Origin of the sequence: Xanthomonas arboricola pv. juglandis, assembly GCF_905367715.1 — a bacterium.
In the GTDB taxonomy this organism is placed as follows: Bacteria; Pseudomonadota; Gammaproteobacteria; order Xanthomonadales; family Xanthomonadaceae; genus Xanthomonas; species Xanthomonas arboricola.
Genome location: NZ_HG999362.1, coordinates 4,981,314 through 4,997,863, shown reverse-complemented (window position 1 = coordinate 4,997,863; position 16,550 = coordinate 4,981,314). Strand labels below are relative to the sequence as shown.

10 protein-coding genes and 1 other RNA gene are annotated in these 16,550 nt (G+C 64.3%); 7 read left to right on the top strand and 4 right to left on the bottom strand.

The annotated features are described in order from the left end of the window. Nucleotides 1-242 precede the first annotated feature (242 nt). The 5 genes from rpmH to mnmE all read left to right on the top strand — a co-directional run bounded on the left by rpmH (nt 243) and on the right by mnmE (nt 6,906). Nucleotides 243-383 carry a 50S ribosomal protein L34 gene (gene rpmH / locus KHN93_RS21480; protein WP_002805908.1) on the top strand — a complete coding sequence of 47 codons (141 nt, stop codon included), beginning with the start codon at nt 243-245 and terminating at the stop codon, nt 381-383. Nucleotides 384-421: 38 nt separating this feature from the next. After that, the gene (rnpA, locus tag KHN93_RS21475) at nt 422-868 is read left to right on the top strand and encodes a ribonuclease P protein component (protein ID WP_039512801.1); all 447 of its coding nucleotides are present in this window, start codon (nt 422-424) and stop codon (nt 866-868) included. A 15-nt stretch (nt 869-883) separates the two neighbouring features. Beyond that, complete coding sequence (gene yidC, locus KHN93_RS21470; RefSeq protein ID WP_039518135.1) at nt 884-2,605, top strand: membrane protein insertase YidC; 1,722 nt, start codon at nt 884-886, stop codon at nt 2,603-2,605. Between the two features lie 93 nt (nt 2,606-2,698). Next, entirely contained in the window at nt 2,699-5,401 is a 2,703-nt protein-coding gene (locus KHN93_RS21465; protein WP_211921395.1) for a polysaccharide deacetylase family protein, read from the top strand. A 164-nt stretch (nt 5,402-5,565) separates the two neighbouring features. Continuing rightward, complete coding sequence (gene mnmE, locus KHN93_RS21460) at nt 5,566-6,906, top strand: tRNA uridine-5-carboxymethylaminomethyl(34) synthesis GTPase MnmE (protein WP_211921393.1); 1,341 nt, start codon at nt 5,566-5,568, stop codon at nt 6,904-6,906. Between the two features lie 102 nt (nt 6,907-7,008). Here mnmE and KHN93_RS21455 read toward each other — a convergent pair whose 3' ends face one another. Together KHN93_RS21455 and KHN93_RS21450 are read right to left on the bottom strand one after the other, a co-directional pair. Continuing rightward, on the bottom strand, nt 7,009-10,053 hold the full coding sequence (locus KHN93_RS21455; protein WP_104560923.1) for a TonB-dependent receptor: 3,045 nt from the start codon (nt 10,051-10,053) through the stop codon (nt 7,009-7,011). A gap of 582 nt (nt 10,054-10,635) precedes the next feature. Next, entirely contained in the window at nt 10,636-11,496 is an 861-nt protein-coding gene (locus tag KHN93_RS21450; RefSeq protein WP_104560922.1) for an acid phosphatase, read from the bottom strand. A gap of 195 nt (nt 11,497-11,691) precedes the next feature. Between KHN93_RS21450 and KHN93_RS21445 the strand changes: the two genes are divergently transcribed. Beyond that, nucleotides 11,692-13,992, top strand: coding sequence for a TonB-dependent receptor (locus tag KHN93_RS21445; RefSeq protein WP_016901849.1), 2,301 nt, complete (start codon nt 11,692-11,694; stop codon nt 13,990-13,992). Nucleotides 13,993-14,089: 97 nt separating this feature from the next. On the opposite strand, the gene KHN93_RS21440 is transcribed toward KHN93_RS21445, so the two are convergent. Further along, nucleotides 14,090-14,165, bottom strand: a non-coding RNA gene (locus KHN93_RS21440) — sX9 sRNA. 80 nt (nt 14,166-14,245) lie between these two features. Between KHN93_RS21440 and KHN93_RS21435 the strand changes: the two genes are divergently transcribed. Beyond that, the gene (locus tag KHN93_RS21435) at nt 14,246-15,346 is read left to right on the top strand and encodes a glycerophosphodiester phosphodiesterase (RefSeq protein WP_104560931.1); all 1,101 of its coding nucleotides are present in this window, start codon (nt 14,246-14,248) and stop codon (nt 15,344-15,346) included. Nucleotides 15,347-15,432: 86 nt separating this feature from the next. On the opposite strand, the gene KHN93_RS21430 is transcribed toward KHN93_RS21435, so the two are convergent. Beyond that, nucleotides 15,433-16,218, bottom strand: coding sequence for a rhomboid family intramembrane serine protease (locus KHN93_RS21430; RefSeq protein ID WP_104560921.1), 786 nt, complete (start codon nt 16,216-16,218; stop codon nt 15,433-15,435). Between the last annotated feature and the right edge of the window lie 332 nt (nt 16,219-16,550).

The window sequence follows — 16,550 nt, the reverse complement described above, 5'->3', positions numbered from 1 at the left end:
CAAAGTATGATCATCTGTTGCTGGCTGCGGCGCGCAGAAAAGCGCCGTGCTCGCAGCCCGGTAGTGAAAAGAGGATGCGCCAGACTAGCACCGAGGGCAGGGTTTTCCCAGACTTATTCACAGGTCCATCCACAGGGCTTGACCGCCATTACCCCCGCTAACGTCTGGGGGGAGTTGACCCGGCCGCTGATGGCCCTATAGAATTGCCGATTCTATTCGTCTCCATTCATGCAGAGGGCCCCATGGCCACCAAGCGTACTTTCCAACCCAGCAACCTCAAGCGAGCACGCGACCATGGCTTCCGCGCACGTATGGCAACTGCCGACGGCCGCAAGATCCTGGCTCGCCGCCGCGCCAAGGGCCGCAAGCGCCTGAGCGCTTGATTGCCGCGCCGCTCCCTGCGGCCGAGGCAGTCCCTAACGTGAACGCATCGAACCCGTGCAGGCGATTTCCTCGCTCTGCGCGGGTTCGTACGCGTGCGCAATATACGGTCGTTTTCGATACTGCACGTCGTACCTCGGACCCGTTGCTCAGCCTGCACTGGCGGACCGGCGATACGCCGCCGCGCCTGGGCATGGCGGTGTCGCGCAAGGTCGATACCCGTGCGGTGGGACGCAACCGGATCAAACGCGTATTGCGCGATGCCATGCGGCATCTGCTGCCCGAGCTTGCCGGCGGCGATTACGTGATTGTGGCGCGCTCCGCAGCCGCAAAAGCGACCAATCCACAGATTCGCGACGCCTTCCTGCGTCTGCTGCGCCGTGCCGGCGCATTGCCCCTGCCTGCTGCGCCCGGCACAATGCCGCCCGCCAGGACGATGCACCCATCCTCCCTTTCCCCGACAGAGCCGGAACCCAGTTCCGACTGAGCGAGTTGCTGCCCGATGAACCAGACCCGTGTTTTCCTGATTTTTGCCTGGCTGATGGTCGCGGCGCTGCTGTGGATGGAGTGGGGCAAGGACAAGGCCGCCGCCAATGCGCCGGTGGTTGCGGCGACGCAGTCGGTGCCGGCTGCGCGCGATCTGGACGCTGCGGCACCGTCGGCCAATGTGCCGGCGGCCCAGGCCATTCCGCAGGCGGGCGTGCCGGGCGCCGTACCGGCGACCAGCACGACTGCCGCGCCGCCGGCCGCTGCCGGTGCTGCGCCGGTGATCACCCTGACCTCGGACGTGCTGCGCCTGAAGCTGGACGGCCGCAGCGTGCTCGATGCCGAATTGCTGCAGTTTCCGCAGACCAAGGACGGCACCGCGCCGGTCAGCCTGCTGACCGAAGATGCCGCGCATCCCTATAACGCCACCAGCGGTTGGGCCAGCGAGCATTCGCCGGTACCGGGCGTGGGTGGCTTCCGCGCCGAACAGCCGGGCACCGCGTTCGAACTGGCCAAGGGCCAGAACACGCTGGTGGTGCCGTTCGTGTGGAATGGCCCCAACGGCGTGTCGATTCGCCGCACCTTTACCCTGGAGCGCGGTCGCTATGCGATCTCGATCAAGGACGAGGTGATCAACAAGAGTGGCGCGCCGTGGAACGGCTACGTGTTTCGCAAGCTGAGCCGGGTGCCGACCATCCTCAGCCGCGGCATGACCAACCCGGATTCCTTCAGCTTCAACGGGGCGACCTGGTACAGCCCGCAGGAAGGCTACGAGCGTCGCGCGTTCAAGGACTACATGGACGACGGTGGCCTCAATCGCCAGATCACCGGCGGCTGGGTGGCGCTGCTGCAGCACCACTTCTTCACCGCGTGGATTCCGCAGAAGGACCAGGCCTCGCTGTACGTGCTGAACCAGGACGGCCCGCGTGACGTGGCCGAACTGCGTGGCCCGGCCTTCACCGTGGCGCCGGGCCAGACCGCGACCACCGAAGCGCGCCTGTGGGTGGGCCCGAAGCTGGTCAGCCTGATCGCCAAGGAAGACGTGAAGGGGCTGGACCGCGTGGTCGACTACAGCCGCTTCTCGATCATGGCCATCATCGGCCAGGGCCTGTTCTGGGTGCTGAGCCATCTGCACAGCTTCCTGCACAACTGGGGCTGGTCCATCATCGGCCTGGTGGTGCTGCTGCGTCTGGCGCTGTATCCGCTGTCGGCTGCGCAGTACAAGTCCGGTGCCAAGATGCGCCGCTTCCAGCCGCGCCTGGCGCAGCTGAAGGAGCGTTACGGCGACGATCGCGTCAAGTACCAGCAGGCGACGATGGAGCTATTTAAGAAGGAAAAGATCAACCCGATGGGCGGCTGCCTGCCGCTGCTGATCCAGATGCCGATCTTCTTCGCGCTGTACTGGGTGCTGGTGGAATCGGTGGAACTGCGTCAGGCGCCGTGGCTGGGCTGGATCCAGGATCTGACCGCGCGCGATCCGTACTTCATCCTGCCGGTGCTCAACATCGCCATCATGTGGGCCACGCAGAAGCTGACCCCGACCCCGGGCATGGACCCGATGCAGGCCAAGATGATGCAGTTCATGCCGCTGGTGTTCGGCGTCATGATGGCCTTCATGCCGGCCGGCCTGGTGCTGTACTGGGTGGTCAACGGCGGCCTGGGTCTGCTGATCCAGTGGTGGATGATCCGCCAGCACGGCGAGAAGCCGAGCAAGATCATCCAGGCCAACGCCAAGTAAGCGCAATTGCACAGAGCCCGCCGCAAGGCGGGCTTTCTGCATGTCGCCGCAGTTGCTGTCTGCCCTGTTGTCTTCATCGCCAAGGACGCCGTCGTGATGTCATCGCCGCTGTATCGCCTGTTGCTGTGCGCCGCTTGCGCCGGAATGCTGGCGATGGCCGGCTGCGGCAAGCAGACCGCCGGCGAGGCAGCGTCTGCCGCCAGCACCGCTGCGCCGGCCGCCGCTGGTGCGGCAGCCGAAACCGACAACGACGACGCACGCGCACTGATCGCGCAGCTGCGCGAGCAACTGGACCGGCATCGCCGCATCATCGTGTTGCTGGCCGATGCGGATGCCCAGACACCACGCGATCGCGCCACCTCCAGCAGCGTGGGGCAGCAGCTGTTCCATGAAAACCTCCAGCAGCGCGAACGCATCGCTGCGCGATTCGAGACGGTGCTGACGTCGAACGCAGCGCGCCGCTTCGCGACGATCGCCACGGTGCTGGACGAGATCGAATCGGCACCGGATCTCTACGACGCCGACCGCCTGGCGTTTGCCGAAGTGTTGCGCGACCTGCACGCACGCATTGGCCGCGATTCGGCACTGCCGGCGGTGAAGCTGCATCAGCGCATCGGTGAGGATCTGGAAGCGCTGGACGAGATCGAGCGCAGCTACAACAAGGAACTGACGCAGATTTTCAGCCGCTTCGATCGCAGGCGCGCGATCGTGCCCAAGCGCGAGAAGTGGGACGACTACGTGGCGCATCTGCGCAGCCTGTACACGCGCGAAAAGATCCTGCGCGATCATGGCGTGGTGGAGCCGTACCCGTTCTCCGCGCGCGATAGCGACAGCGAGATCTTCGGCCGCGACCTGCCGCCCAAGACGGTGGTGCTAACCTTCGACGACGGCCCGCACAAAGCCTATACCGAGGAGATCGTGGCCATCCTCAAACGCTACGACGTGCCGGGCGTGTTCTTCGAAGTGGGCCGCAACCTGGGCAGCCTGGACGCGCAGGGCAAGCCGACACTCGCGCCGCTATCCAAGATCAGCCACGCGCTGATGGAAGAAGGTTATGCGGTGGGCAACCACAGCCTGACCCATGCGCAGTTGTCCAAGACCACCGGCGATGCGTTGCGCAGCCAGGTGCTGGACACCGACACGTTGTTGCGCGCGGTGGACGACAAGCGTGCGCCGTTGTTCCGGTTTCCGTATGGGGCGCGCAATGCCGAAGGCTTGCAGCTGCTGGGCGATGCAGGCTTGAAGTCGATCATGTGGAACATCGACTCCATGGACTGGGCTGACCCGGTGCCCGAGTCGATCGTGCAGCGCGTGCTCGACCAGGTGAACAAGGAGCAGCGCGGCATCGTGTTGTTCCATGACATCCACGACCGTGCAGTGAAGGCACTGCCGCAGATCCTGGACCGACTGATCGCCGATGGCTACCAGTTCGCCGGCTGGAATGGCCGCGAGTTTTCGGTGGCGCACGCGCCCAGCGCGGCGGCCGAGGCAACCGTGACCACCGGCTACGCCAACTCCTGGGCGATCGTGATCGGGATCGACGACTACGCGCACTGGCCCAAGCTCGAATATGCCGCCAACGATGCGCAGGCCATCGCCAGCACCTTGACCGGCCCGTTGGGATTTCCGTCCTCGCAGGTAATCGTGCTCAAGAACGGGCAGGCCACGCGCAACAACATTCTTGCAGCGTTCCACGATCGTCTCGGCGAGGGACGCGCGCAGACCAACGACCGCGTGTTCGTGTTCTTTGCCGGGCATGGCGCCACGCGCCGGCTGGCATCCGGGCGCGACCTGGGTTACATCATTCCGGTCGACTCGGATCCGCAGCAACTGGCCAGCGATGCGATCGCGATGAGCGACCTGCAGAACATCGCCGAAAGCCTGCAGGCCAAGCATGTGCTGTTCGTGATGGATGCCTGCTATAGCGGATTGGGGCTGACGCGCGGCGGGCCGACATCCAGTGCTTACCTGCGCGAGAACGCGCGACGCATCGCCCGCCAGATGCTCACTGCCGGCGGTGCCGATCAGCAGGTGGCCGACAGCGGCCCGAACGGGCATTCGGTATTTACCTGGGTGCTGCTGCAGGCGCTGGCGGGCAAGGGCGACCTCAATGGCGATGGCCTGATCACCGGTACCGAACTGGCAGCCTATGTCGCACCGGCGGTGTCGGCAGTGTCGGCGCAGACCCCGGCATTCGGCAGCCTGCCCGGCTCGCAGGGCGGCGAGTTCGTGTTCCAGGTACCGAGCGGCGAAGAGTTCCTGACCGCCGGTACCGCGCAGTTGTCCGCCGATGCGATCGCACTCAACGGACGCGTGGATGCGGCGCGTCCTGTCGCCACCACCAGCGGTGCTGCAGTGGCGGCTGCACCGGTGACGGTAAAAACCCTGCAAGGCGGCGAAGCCAGGCTGGTCTTGCCGACGGCGGTGAAGAGCAGCGACCGCCAACGTGCGCAGCTGGCCAACGAGCGCGGCCTGCAGTTGTACAAGGAAAAACGCTACGCCGAAGCGGCCGAGCAGTTTGCCGAGGCCTTGAAGCTGCGTCCGGATTTCGCCTTGGCCGCCAACAACCTGGGCTTTGTGTATTACCGCCAGGAACGCTTTGCCGAATCGGCGCGCTGGCTGGAAAATACCTTGAAAATCGATCCATCGCGTGCGGTGGCCTATCTCAATCTTGGCGATGCCTACGCAAAAGCCGGCGATCGCGACAAGGCGCGCAAGGCCTATTCCACTTACCTGGAATTGCAGCCGCAAGGCAGCGGCGCCGCGCAGGCTCGCACGCAGTTGCAATCGCTGTGATTCACGGCGGCTGACGCAGCGTTGCGAACAGGCGTCAGGAGAGCGCGTGCCGCGATGGAGGCGTGATACACCAGGGACCCGGGCATCGGCAGGATGCCGCTGCCGGCCGCGCAGTCGCTGCATCGCCGCGCTTGTCTTCTTCAATCCACCTCAGAGCAATGCCCATGTCGTCTTCCACGTCTACCATCGTTGCTATCGCCAGTGCCGCCGGAGCCGGTGGGGTGGGGATCGTGCGCCTGTCCGGGCCGCAGGCGGCGCAGATTGCCGCCGGGCTGGGCGTTGCGCAGTTGCAGCCACGGCAGGCGCGGTACGCACGCTTTCGCGATGGGCAGGGCGAGGTCATCGACGATGGCATCGCCCTGTGGTTCAAGTCACCGCGCAGCTTTACCGGCGAAGACGTGGTGGAGCTGCAGGGACACGGCAGCCCGGTGCTGTTGCGGCAGCTGGTGGCGCGTTGCATTGCGCTGGGTGCGCGGCAGGCACGCGCGGGTGAATTCAGCGAGCGCGCCTTTCTCAACGGCAAACTCGATCTGGCACAGGCCGAAGCCATCGCCGACCTGATCGCCGCCGGCGATCTGCGCGCGGCACGTGCTGCGCGCAGATCGCTGGACGGTGTGTTTTCGCAACGTGTCGATGCGCTCAGCGACAGCCTCACCCGGCTGCGCATCCATGTGGAAGCGGCGATCGACTTTGCCGACGAGCCGCTCGACACCCTGGGCGGGGCGCAGGTGCGCGACGGGCTACAGCAGGCGCGCGCATTGCTGGCACAACTGCTGCGCGATGCCGAGCGCGGGCGCAAGTTGCGCGACGGCCTGCACGCGGTGCTGATCGGCCCGCCCAATGCCGGCAAGAGTTCGTTGCTCAATGCACTGGCCGGTAGCGAGCGTGCCATCGTCACCGATGTCGCCGGCACCACCCGCGACACCTTGCATGAAGCGATCCAGCTCGATGGGTTCGAGTTGACCCTGGTCGACACCGCCGGCCTGCGCGATGGCGGTGATGCGATCGAGCGCGAGGGCATGCGTCGCGCGCGTGCGGAGTTGCAGCGCGCCGATCTGGCGCTGGTGGTACTGGATGCGCGCGACCCGCAAGCCGCGCGCGATGCGCTCGGCGATGCCATCGATGCGGTTCCGCGTCAGCTGTGGATCCACAACAAATGCGATCTGCTGGCCGGCCCCGCAGCGCTCGATCGCGACGCGGTCGCGGTCTCGGCGGTGACCGGGCAGGGACTGGAGCAATTGCACGTCCGGTTGCGCGAGCTCGCGCTGGGCGATGGAGCGGACAGCGTGGAAGGCGAATTCTCCGCACGCACGCGGCATGTCGAGGCATTGCGCCGCGCCGAACAGCATGCAGACGCAGCGGATCTGGAGCTGGGCTTCGAACAACTCGAACTGGCCGCCGAAGAATTGCGCCTTGCACAGGAAGCACTCGGCGAGATCACCGGCAAGCTGAGCGCCGACGAATTGCTGGGCAAGATCTTTTCGAGTTTTTGTATCGGCAAGTGATGCGGCGCGGCACCGCGCGCAGCGATGAATGCAGCATTCGCGAAATAAAAATCCGGCCTCTCACGAGGCCGGACATCGTATGTAAGACACGGATACTGCGAGTTAGAAATCGTAGCGAGCGGTCAACCGGAACGAACGAGGCGTCTGATAGTTCTGATCGTTCAAATAGTTCGGGCTGATCACATCGCGAGACGCTTCACTGAACTCGTTGTACTCGGTGACGCGGTCATTGTTGAACAGGTTGAAGACATCCAGCTTGATACGCAGCTTGTTATCAGCCCAGTTCGGCATGTACACCGCAGCCAGGTCGAACGTCCAGGTCCACGGTGTACGCCCTTCGTCACCACGCTGATGCAGTTCACGCGTGCCATCGGCGTTCAAGCAATAGAAGCTTGAGCCACTGTACGCAGTCAGGGTGCCTTGGTCGGGCTGTGCGATGCCTTCGAGCGGGATATAGCCTTGGCAATTCACAGGGCGACCGGATTGGAGGACTAGATTGCCGCCCAGCTGCCATTCGGGGGTGACCGTATAGGCACCGAACAGCTTGAGCGTGTGTTGGCGATCGTTCGGTGTCGGGCCGTAGGTGCCGTCGGTGAACAGACGATGGTCAAAGTCCTGCGTCAGGCCCGGATCTTCCTGTTCCAGGGTCGAATTGACGTAGCCCTCGACGTTGCCGCGCGTTCTGGCGAACGTATATGAACCCTGGAGGTTGAACTTTTCACCGGTCCGTTCCCAGAAGAACTCCAGCGCGGTGTGAGTACGCTGGTACTTGGGCAGACCGAGATACGAGGCCGGTAGGGTTGCCAGTTCCACTTCGCCGTCGCCATCCAGATCGACATTGAGGGTGACGTCGCTACCAGGATTCAGGAAGTAGCAGTTCGGAACGGAACTGGGATCGAAGTTGGTGTATCCGTTGTCCGCCGCCCAATCGATCCACGGATTGGTCGTGCAGGTGTCGTCCATGCCCGACTTCACTTCACGGCGGATCATGCGCACGCCGGCCATCCAGTTGTCTGTCAGCTGCAGCTGACCGCCGAGAATCACTTCATCCTGATACATGGGCGAAAGATTGGTGGAGGCGACCGACGCAGGGTTGGGTGCGACGAGCGAGCCATTGGTCTGGGTAGCGCCGATTTGCGCACCCTGACCAACCGGCCTGCCGTCGGCTTCACTCCAACCGTTGACGAAGTACCAGTTGGAAACGGTCGACTCTGCACCGGTCGCGCGGATGCTCGAGTTGGTCGCCACCGGGATGTAGTAGCGTCCGGCGGTACCGAACAGCTTTAGGCTGGCGTCACCGAGCACATCCCAGGAGAAGCCAATGCGCGGAGCAAGTTTGTAATCCGACTCGACCCAGGCAATACCGTCGCCGTTTTTGTTTTCGAATTTCTCCCCGCGCAGACCGAGCACTGCTAGAAAATTTTCGGTCACCTGCCAATTGTCTTCGGCATAGAACGCGCTATTGATGTTTTCGTAGCTGGAGCTGCTGGTCTGATAGACGCGCGAACGTGCGTACAGTGCACCACGTGGGACCAACTGGCCATTCACCGTCCGGCCCGGCCGCCCGGCAAACGCGCCGGTCGCCACGGCATTGCCCGGGACAGTGTAGTACGCCCAGTTGATTCCACCGGCATAGGTGCTGCCGCGATGGCTGGATTCGTATTTTTCTTGATCGACGCCAAAGCGCAGCCGATGATCGCCCAGCACCCATTCGCCATCGACGCGAAATGCCCTGCGGATATCCTCGTCCGGCTCGGCATTCAAGTCGGCGACTGTGGAGATGGTACCGGGGTTGCAGCCGATATAGCGATCGACCGTGCTGGTGGTCAGGCCAAAGCTATAGGCCCATGGGCACTCTCCACCTGCGGGATTGGCAGGCAGTCGGGAATCGATCAGGTTGCTCAAATACCCGTACTGTGCCGACAGGGTGAAGTTGTCGGTGAAATAGCCGGTGTATTTGAGAATCCCGACCTTGCCGCCGTTTTCCATCTCGTATTGTTCGATCGGCGCTTCGTGCCGTCCAACGTTGTAACGGCTGTCGCCGTTGGCGTCGGGGTTGTACTCGTAGGTGCTGTACTTGGTCTTGGCCTGGTTGTAGATGCCGGTGAACTCAAGCAGGTTGCTGTCGTTGATGTACCAGTCGAGTTTGACCAATCCCTGCGGGGTGTTGTCACGGGTACGTTGGCTCGTCAGTGCACTGAATGTGTCGTTCGTTTCACTTCGACCCTCGGCCATCGCGAAGAAGAACAACCGGTCCTTGATGATCGGGCCGCTGGCATAGGCCGAGTAGATGGTGCTATCGGATCGATTGTCGCTGCGGTACACGTACAGCGGATCGGAAGCATCCGGATCGCGGTCGCGAACATCCTTGCCGGTTGCCCTTCCCCAGTCGGGTTCCCATTCGACGCTACCGCCGTAGTGCCAGTCGTTGGAACCGGATTTGGTCACGATGCTGACGATGCCACCGAGCGAGCGCCCGTACTCTGCGCCATAGCCGCCGGTCTTGACCTGCAGCTGTCCTATCCCCTGGAACGGCACGTTGGCGAAGGACAGGAACGTGCGCATGTTGGTCACGTCGAAGCCGTTGATGTAATAGCCGTTCTCGGCCACCGACGAACCGCCGAACGAGGCGAGATTTCCGGCACCCAGACCGCTGTCGCCCCTGACTGCGCCAGGCGCCAGCAAGGCGACCGAGGAAACATCGCTGGCCACCGGCAGCGAGATCATCTGGTCGGCAGTGAACACCGTGGTGGATTCCACCGACGACACGTCGATGGGATTGAGCGCGCCCGTGCCAATCACGTTGACCCTGTCCAGAGTTGTCGCATTGGTTCCGAACACGACCTGCGAACCGCTACCCACCTTGACCTCGACCTCGCGCGTTACCCCGTCGGCAGTGACCACGTATTTGCCCGGCGGTAGCTGGCTGAAGCTGAATCTGCCGTCAGTCGCCGCGGTCACCGAACGGGTGACGCCGGTCTGAGGGCTCTGAATGGCCACGGTGCTGCCCGGCTGCCCGCTACCGAAGATGGATCCCACCGCACTCTGTGCGTGCACGCCACCTGCGACACACATGGCCAACGCAAGGCTCAAGGCGCTGCGCGTGATATTCCTGGACAACGAACTACGAACCCCTGAACGCGTCATTCCTCTCTCTCCTGATGAACTACGCCTACGACGACTTCGAAACGTGGGACTCAACTGCCCTGCGGCGGCTGAGGGGGAGGGGCGCTTCAAGCGACAGCAAGCTGAACGGCCGTCATTTTCCTGAAGGCTGTCTGAAGATTAACCCAGGATTTACGAAGATGTCATCTTTCGGGAACTTTCGTGTGAAACAGCACTTTCGGGCCGGGTATCGGAGAGCGAATTCGTGTAGCGGCGACTGATCGCGCCCAGGCGAACCACGCGCTTTTGGGCAAAGGCTGCGGCCAGAGGTGCCGAATCGCTGGCGCAGAGCTGCGGCTGGTCTGCAGGTCTGCTGCAAGTGGCTGGCCGCCGTTGCGGCACGGACGCGGATCGCCCATCCGAGCGATCCAGCGGCAATGGCTGTGGGTCGGAGCGAGCCAATCCGCAGCGGTAGCTGCTTGCCGGGGGGCATGGCGGAACGGTGTGGAGTCCGCCAGCGAGTGATTGCTCAGGCTGACGCAGCGCGCTCCGCCATGCCGGCAGTGTCGAAGGCGTGCCAGCCAAGCAGTCGCTACGTCTTTTGTAAGCCGAGGTCGGTGCCGCTTACATCACATCAGGCAACACCGTCAGCAGAGCAGCGTTCTCTGCATCGCATGCTGGCGATGCAGCGGCGGTGGCAGGTTGCTTCGCACGTGCCTTGTCGATCTCGCGGCGCGCAGCGGCTAGATCCTTCTGGAACTCGGGGTTGTCGTGCAGGGCGGCGACGGTGGCGGCGCCCATGATGCGGCCCTGCAGGACATCGCTCTGCCAGTGCACGTTGCAGACCAGGCGGCTGTCGCCGAAGGCGCGGCCGCGGGCGAGCAGGGCGTCGCGCTGGGCGGGTGCCAGCTCGGCCAGGATCAGGCCCCAGCTCCAGCCGATGGCGGTGTGGCCGGAGGGGTAGGAGCCGTTCTTGCGCAGCGCCGCGTCGTCGTCGGGCGTGCACATCGGCTGGTCGTTGCGCATGAACGGGCGTGGCCGCTGGTAACGGGCCTTGGCTGCGCTGGTGCTGGTGCTGGCGTCGCGCATGCTGCGTTCGAGCAGGCGCAGCAGGTGCGGGGTGTGCGCCTGGTCGATCTGGATGCCGAGCGCGCAACTGAAGTGATTGGCGGCCGCCGGGAAACTCAGCGCAGCATCCTGTGTGGCCAGGTCCCAGCGCGGTGTGCCGCGCAGGGCGAGCATGGATGTGGCGATGGCCTGATCGTTGGCGAGCGCGGCGCTGCCGTCCTGCGGCGGTGGCGGTACCAGGCGCAGGCTGTCGGGCACCTGTGCTTTTTCCAGGTAGCCATGTGCATCGGTGGCGATCACCGAGCCCGTCGGGGCCACCTTGTCGCGCGCGCTTGCACTGCCGCATCCCACTGCCAACACCGCCATGGCGACGCTGGTCAGCGTCCGGGAACAAGCGCGAGCAATGCGATCGGACATGCAGCAACCCTCGGACAACACAGATGGATGAGTGCGCAGATTACGACGCGCAGATGACATCTGCGTGCCAGCGCAACGCAGCTGCGGCGCGGAATGCGCAGCCGCTGTCGCAGCACTGTCATGTCCCGGTCGCATCGGCGCAAGACAGCTGTCGCACGCTTGCCGTCATCTTTTGACTCGTCCCCCCTGCCGCTCATGCCCAAGACCCATCTGTTAAGTGCCGCCGTTCTTACCGCGCTCGTGCTGTCGCCGGCTGCCCACGCCGCCGATCCCGAGGTGACTGCCGATACCGGCACGACCGTGCAGCAACTCGACGCGGTCTCGGTGATCGGCCAGGGCGAAACGCGTCAGGTGCAGCGCATCACCCAGCAGGACATTCCGGTGTTGCCGCCGGGCACCAGCATCCAGAAGCTGCTCAACCGCATGCCGGGCGTCAACGTGCAATCCAACGATGCCTTCGGTGCCAACGAGGAGTCGCAGACGATCAGCCTGCGCGGCTTCAACGGCACGCGCCTGGGTTATACGCTCGACGGCCTGCCGCTGGGCGACAACGCCTACGGCAACTACAACGGCCTCAATATCAGCCGCGCCCTGATCGCGGAAAACTTCGGTGGCGTGGAGCTGGCCTCGGGCATCGGCGCACTGGGCACCGCCTCCACCAGCAACCTGGGCGGCACCATCCAGTATTACTCGGCCGATCCGTCCAGCGTGTTCGGCGGGCAGCTGTCGCAGACGGTGGGCTCCGATGCCAACCGCCGCACCTTCCTGCGCGTGGACACCGGCGACTACAACGGGTTTTCGGCGTATCTGTCCGGCATCAATGCCGAAGCCGACATGTGGGCGCGCCCGGAGTCGCCGACCACCACGCGGCAGTTCAATGCCAAGGGCGTGTACCAGTTCGATGGCGGCAAGCTGACCGCGTTCGCCGACACCTCGCGGACCTCGCAGGCCGATTATTCGTATCTGTCCAAGAGCGGCATGGCGCGTGGCCTGGGCTGGGACTGGAACCTGTACGCACCGGACTGGAACCGTGCGTTAGCCGCGGCGTACTGCGCACCGGCCACGCGCAATGCGGCGCGCTGCGGTTTCAGCGGCGGCGTGGACAACATCGACGACGCCTATTACCAGAGCCGCGCGTTGCGCGACGACGATCTGTTCTACGTGGCCGGCGACTTCCAGCCCAACGATGCGATCAGCCTGCACACCCAGGTCTACCACCACGAAAACAAGGGTCAGGGCCACTGGTGGTCGCCGGGCCAGGCGTCCAACCCGGGCACGCCGCAGGCTTTGCCGATCTCCATCCGCAGCACCAATTACTGGATCAACCGCACCGGCGGCATCGCCTCGCTCGGCTGGAACCTGGGCCCGCATCACCTCGAAGCCGGGCTGTGGTACGAGCGCAATCACCACGATGTGGAGCGCAATTTCTACTGGATCGACGGGCCGGTCAGCGACGACAAGTTCCTGCAGGATCCCGACCGCCGGCTGTTCTCGCAGAACTACATCATCACCACGCGGCAGTTCTACGTGCAGGGCAACTTCAAGTTCCTCGACGAGCGCCTCAGCGTGGATCTGGGCATCAAGAGTCCGAGTACCGAAATGACCGCGCGCGAAACGCCGGGGCTGGCGGTGGAAGCGCCGGTGGCGACCGGCTCGATCAAGGCCAGCGAGTCAGTGCTGCCGCAGGTCGGTCTGGGCTATCGCATCGCAGACGGGCAGGAAGTGTTCGCCTCGTACGCGGAAAACATCGCCGCGTTCCAGGGCGGCGGCGCCGGTGGTCCGTTGCTGGTGACGCAGGCCTCCTTCGATGCCAGCGTCGGCGCACTGGAGCCGGAGAAGTCGCGCACCGTGGAAGCCGGTTATCGCTTCGTGCGTGACCGCTTCGAAGCCTCGCTGGTGGGTTACGACGTGACCTTCGACAACCGCCTGCTCTCGCTCAATCCCTGCGCCAGCATCCAGCAGGGCACCACGCCGGCCTGCACCACGCGCTTCTTCAACGTGGGCTCGGTGAGCAGCCGCGGCGGCGAACTGACCGTGATCTGGAAGCCGACCAGCTACCTGCAGTGGTACAACTCGGCCTCGATCAACCGCTCGACCTACGACGACAACTACGTGCAGAACGGGGTGATCATTCCGACCGCCGGCAAGACCACGGTGGATACGCCCAAGCGCATGTTCGCCAGCGAAATCGCCTTCAACTACGCCAACTGGAACATCAACCTGCGCGGCAAGTACACCGGCCAGCGCTACTACACCTACACCAACGACCAGGGCTTTGGCGGTTACACCTCGTTCGATGCGGGCGCCGGGTACGACTTCGGCCAGGCCGGCGTGCTGCAGGGGCTCAAGCTCTCGCTCAACGTGACCAACCTCACCGACAAGCGCTATGCGTCCAACCTCACCGCGTTCGCCAACAGCGATCCGAATGGCCGTCAGCTGGCGTTCCATGCCAGTGCGCCGCGGCAGGTGTTTTTGACCTTGGATGCCAAGTTCTGAGGACGGGATTGGAGAGTCGGGATTGGGGATTGGTAACAGCGGGTCTTGTGGCTGCTTATTGATTTCCGGTGGCGATCGACGTGGATGGTTTTAGAGTGGCTGGCAAGACTTAGGGAGTGATTGTCAGGCTAGTGCGGACGATGCGGAGAAAGCGGGATGTACACGTCGTACATCCCGCACCAACCATCGGCAGCGCTCGCCTGGCGGTTGTACCGTGGTGTTGATGGCTGCTTTTTTTTTGTTGGAGAAAGGCATGATGCAGTTCCACCGTGCGTTGGTGTTGGGGGCGATGATGGTCGGCATGAGCGGGCCCGCGTTGGCAGAGGCGCCGTTGGCGAAGACGGTGCAGATCTTTGCGCACCGTGGCGCCAGCGCGTTGCGCCCGGAACACACCCTGGCCTCGTATGCCAAGGCGATTGTCGATGGCGCCGATTTTGTCGAGCCGGACCTGGTGTCCACCAAGGATGGTGTGCTGGTGGCGCGCCATGAGAACGAGATCGGCGGCACCACCGATGTGGCCAGCCACCCGGAGTTCGCCGCGCGCAAGACCCGCAAGACCATCGATGGCCAGGCGATGGAAGGCTGGTTCACCGAAGACTTCACTCTTGCCGAATTGAAGACCTTGCGCGCGCGCGAGCGGTTGCCGCAGTTGCGCGGCACGCGTTGGGATGGGCAGTTTCAGATCGTCACCTTCGACGAGATCATCGATTTTGTCGCGGCCGAATCAGCAGCGACCGGGCGCACGATCGGGCTGATTCCGGAGATCAAGCACCCGAGCTATTTCAATGGGCTGAATCTGGCGATGGAAGACAAGGTGCTGGCGAGCCTGCGTGCGCATGCCTACACGCAGACGGCGCCGGTGGTGATCCAGTCGTTCGAGACCGGCAACCTGCGTTACTTGCGCGGCAAGATCGGGCGCAGCAGCAATATCCGCTTGCTGCAGTTGCTGGGCGGCGCGCAGATGGCGCTGCCCGATGTGGGCGTGGGCAACGCGCCGCGCACCTACGGGCAGATGATCACGCCCGAGGGGCTGAAGCAGGTTGCCGGCTATGCCGATGCCATCGGCCCGGACATCCGCAGCATCATTCCACTGGATGCGCAGCAACGCCTGAGCACGCCGACCAGCTTGGTGCACGACGCGCACGCGGCAGGATTGCAGGTGCAGCCGTATACCTTCCGCCCGGAGAATTATTTCATGGCCGCCAACAACCGCAGCAGTGCTGCGGTGACCGAGCGTAACGAGGCCGGTGCATTGGCCGAGTTGAACGCGTATCTGGATGCGGGTATCGATGCGTTCTTTGCAGATGATCCCGGCTTGGCGCGGCGTGCGTTGAGCGAGCGTGCAACGCGTTAAACGTTGGACGCATATGCGGTCTGTAGGAGCGCGCTGGCGCGCGATGAAGCGTTCCCGATAACGCTCCATCGCGCGCAAGCGCGCTCCTACGGCCCAGGTGGCCGTTCGCGTGGCGGGAAGTGCAGCACCACGTTCTGCGAGCCGTCTTCCTGGCGCTGCCACAGCACCGGCACCTGGCGTGGCGGCGGCGGTTCCAGCACGTCGCGTTCGGTATTGCTGATCTCCCAGGCGGCGTCTTCGTCCTCATCTTCCCAGCTGTAGCGCGGCCTGGCCTGTTGCGGGTCGCGCAGGCGCAGCAGCAGCGCGGCAATCAGGCCGGCCACCGCGCCGCCCAGATGCGATTGCCAGGACACGCCGGCCTCGTGCGGCAGGATGGTCAGCAACATGCCGCCGTAGAACAGGAAGGCGATCATGCTGGTGGCAATCGCCGGGCGGTCGCGGCGCAGCAGGCCCAGCACGAACACCAGGAACATCAGCCCGTGAGTGACGCCGCTGGCGCCCAGATGCCGGCTCCCGGGCTCGCCCAGCAACCACGCGCCCAGTCCCGAGCCCAGCCACAGCAACGGCAGCGCCAGGGCGGTGGCGCGCGGATACACGCTGCCGGCCAGTGTGCCCAGGATCAATAGCGCGGCGGCGTTGGCGCCCAGATGCGCAAGCGAGCCGTGCAGCAGCGGCGCGGTGAGGATGCCGAGCAGGCCGTCGGCCTGCAGCGGTGCCACCGCCCAGGCGCGCCAGTCGAACATGCCCTGGGCGGTGAACACCGCCACCAGCAGCAGCACGGCGGCCAGGCTGAAGTTGAAGGCACGCAAGACCCGGGAACGATCCAGGCGATCTTGCGAGGTGGCGTCGGCGGCAACAGGATGCGGTGTCATGCCTTCACGGATGGCGTCGCACAGATGTTTTACAAGCCTGTTCGGCGCGGGATAAGCAGGCCCGACGACGGGATAATCCAGTTCCGCCACCGCTGATTGGCGCAGCGGCTCGCGTGGCGTCACGCAGGTGGCCGAAGCGCGACACCCATTGGCTGCAGGGTCCTTGCCCGCCCACCGTCGCGGGACACGCCGCAAGTACCTCCGTGTAATCCCTTACGCGGCATCCATGCCGCGTAAGGTCCCGCGACGGTGAGCAGGCAACGACCCCCTCGAGTTGGTCAGTGCGTAACTGCGAGCAACGCACGCGGCCCTGCCGTTCGCGAATCCCAAAT

Coding starts and splice junctions, on each gene's coding strand:
- rpmH (WP_002805908.1), top strand. CDS start 243: ATGGCCACCAAGCGTACTTTCCAACCCAGCAACCTCAAGCGAGCACGC.
- yidC (WP_039518135.1), top strand. CDS start 884: ATGAACCAGACCCGTGTTTTCCTGATTTTTGCCTGGCTGATGGTCGCG.
- mnmE (WP_211921393.1), top strand. CDS start 5,566: ATGTCGTCTTCCACGTCTACCATCGTTGCTATCGCCAGTGCCGCCGGA.
- KHN93_RS21455 (WP_104560923.1), bottom strand. CDS start 10,053: ATGACGCGTTCAGGGGTTCGTAGTTCGTTGTCCAGGAATATCACGCGC.
- KHN93_RS21450 (WP_104560922.1), bottom strand. CDS start 11,496: ATGTCCGATCGCATTGCTCGCGCTTGTTCCCGGACGCTGACCAGCGTC.
- KHN93_RS21445 (WP_016901849.1), top strand. CDS start 11,692: ATGCCCAAGACCCATCTGTTAAGTGCCGCCGTTCTTACCGCGCTCGTG.
- KHN93_RS21435 (WP_104560931.1), top strand. CDS start 14,246: ATGATGCAGTTCCACCGTGCGTTGGTGTTGGGGGCGATGATGGTCGGC.
- KHN93_RS21430 (WP_104560921.1), bottom strand. CDS start 16,218: ATGACACCGCATCCTGTTGCCGCCGACGCCACCTCGCAAGATCGCCTG.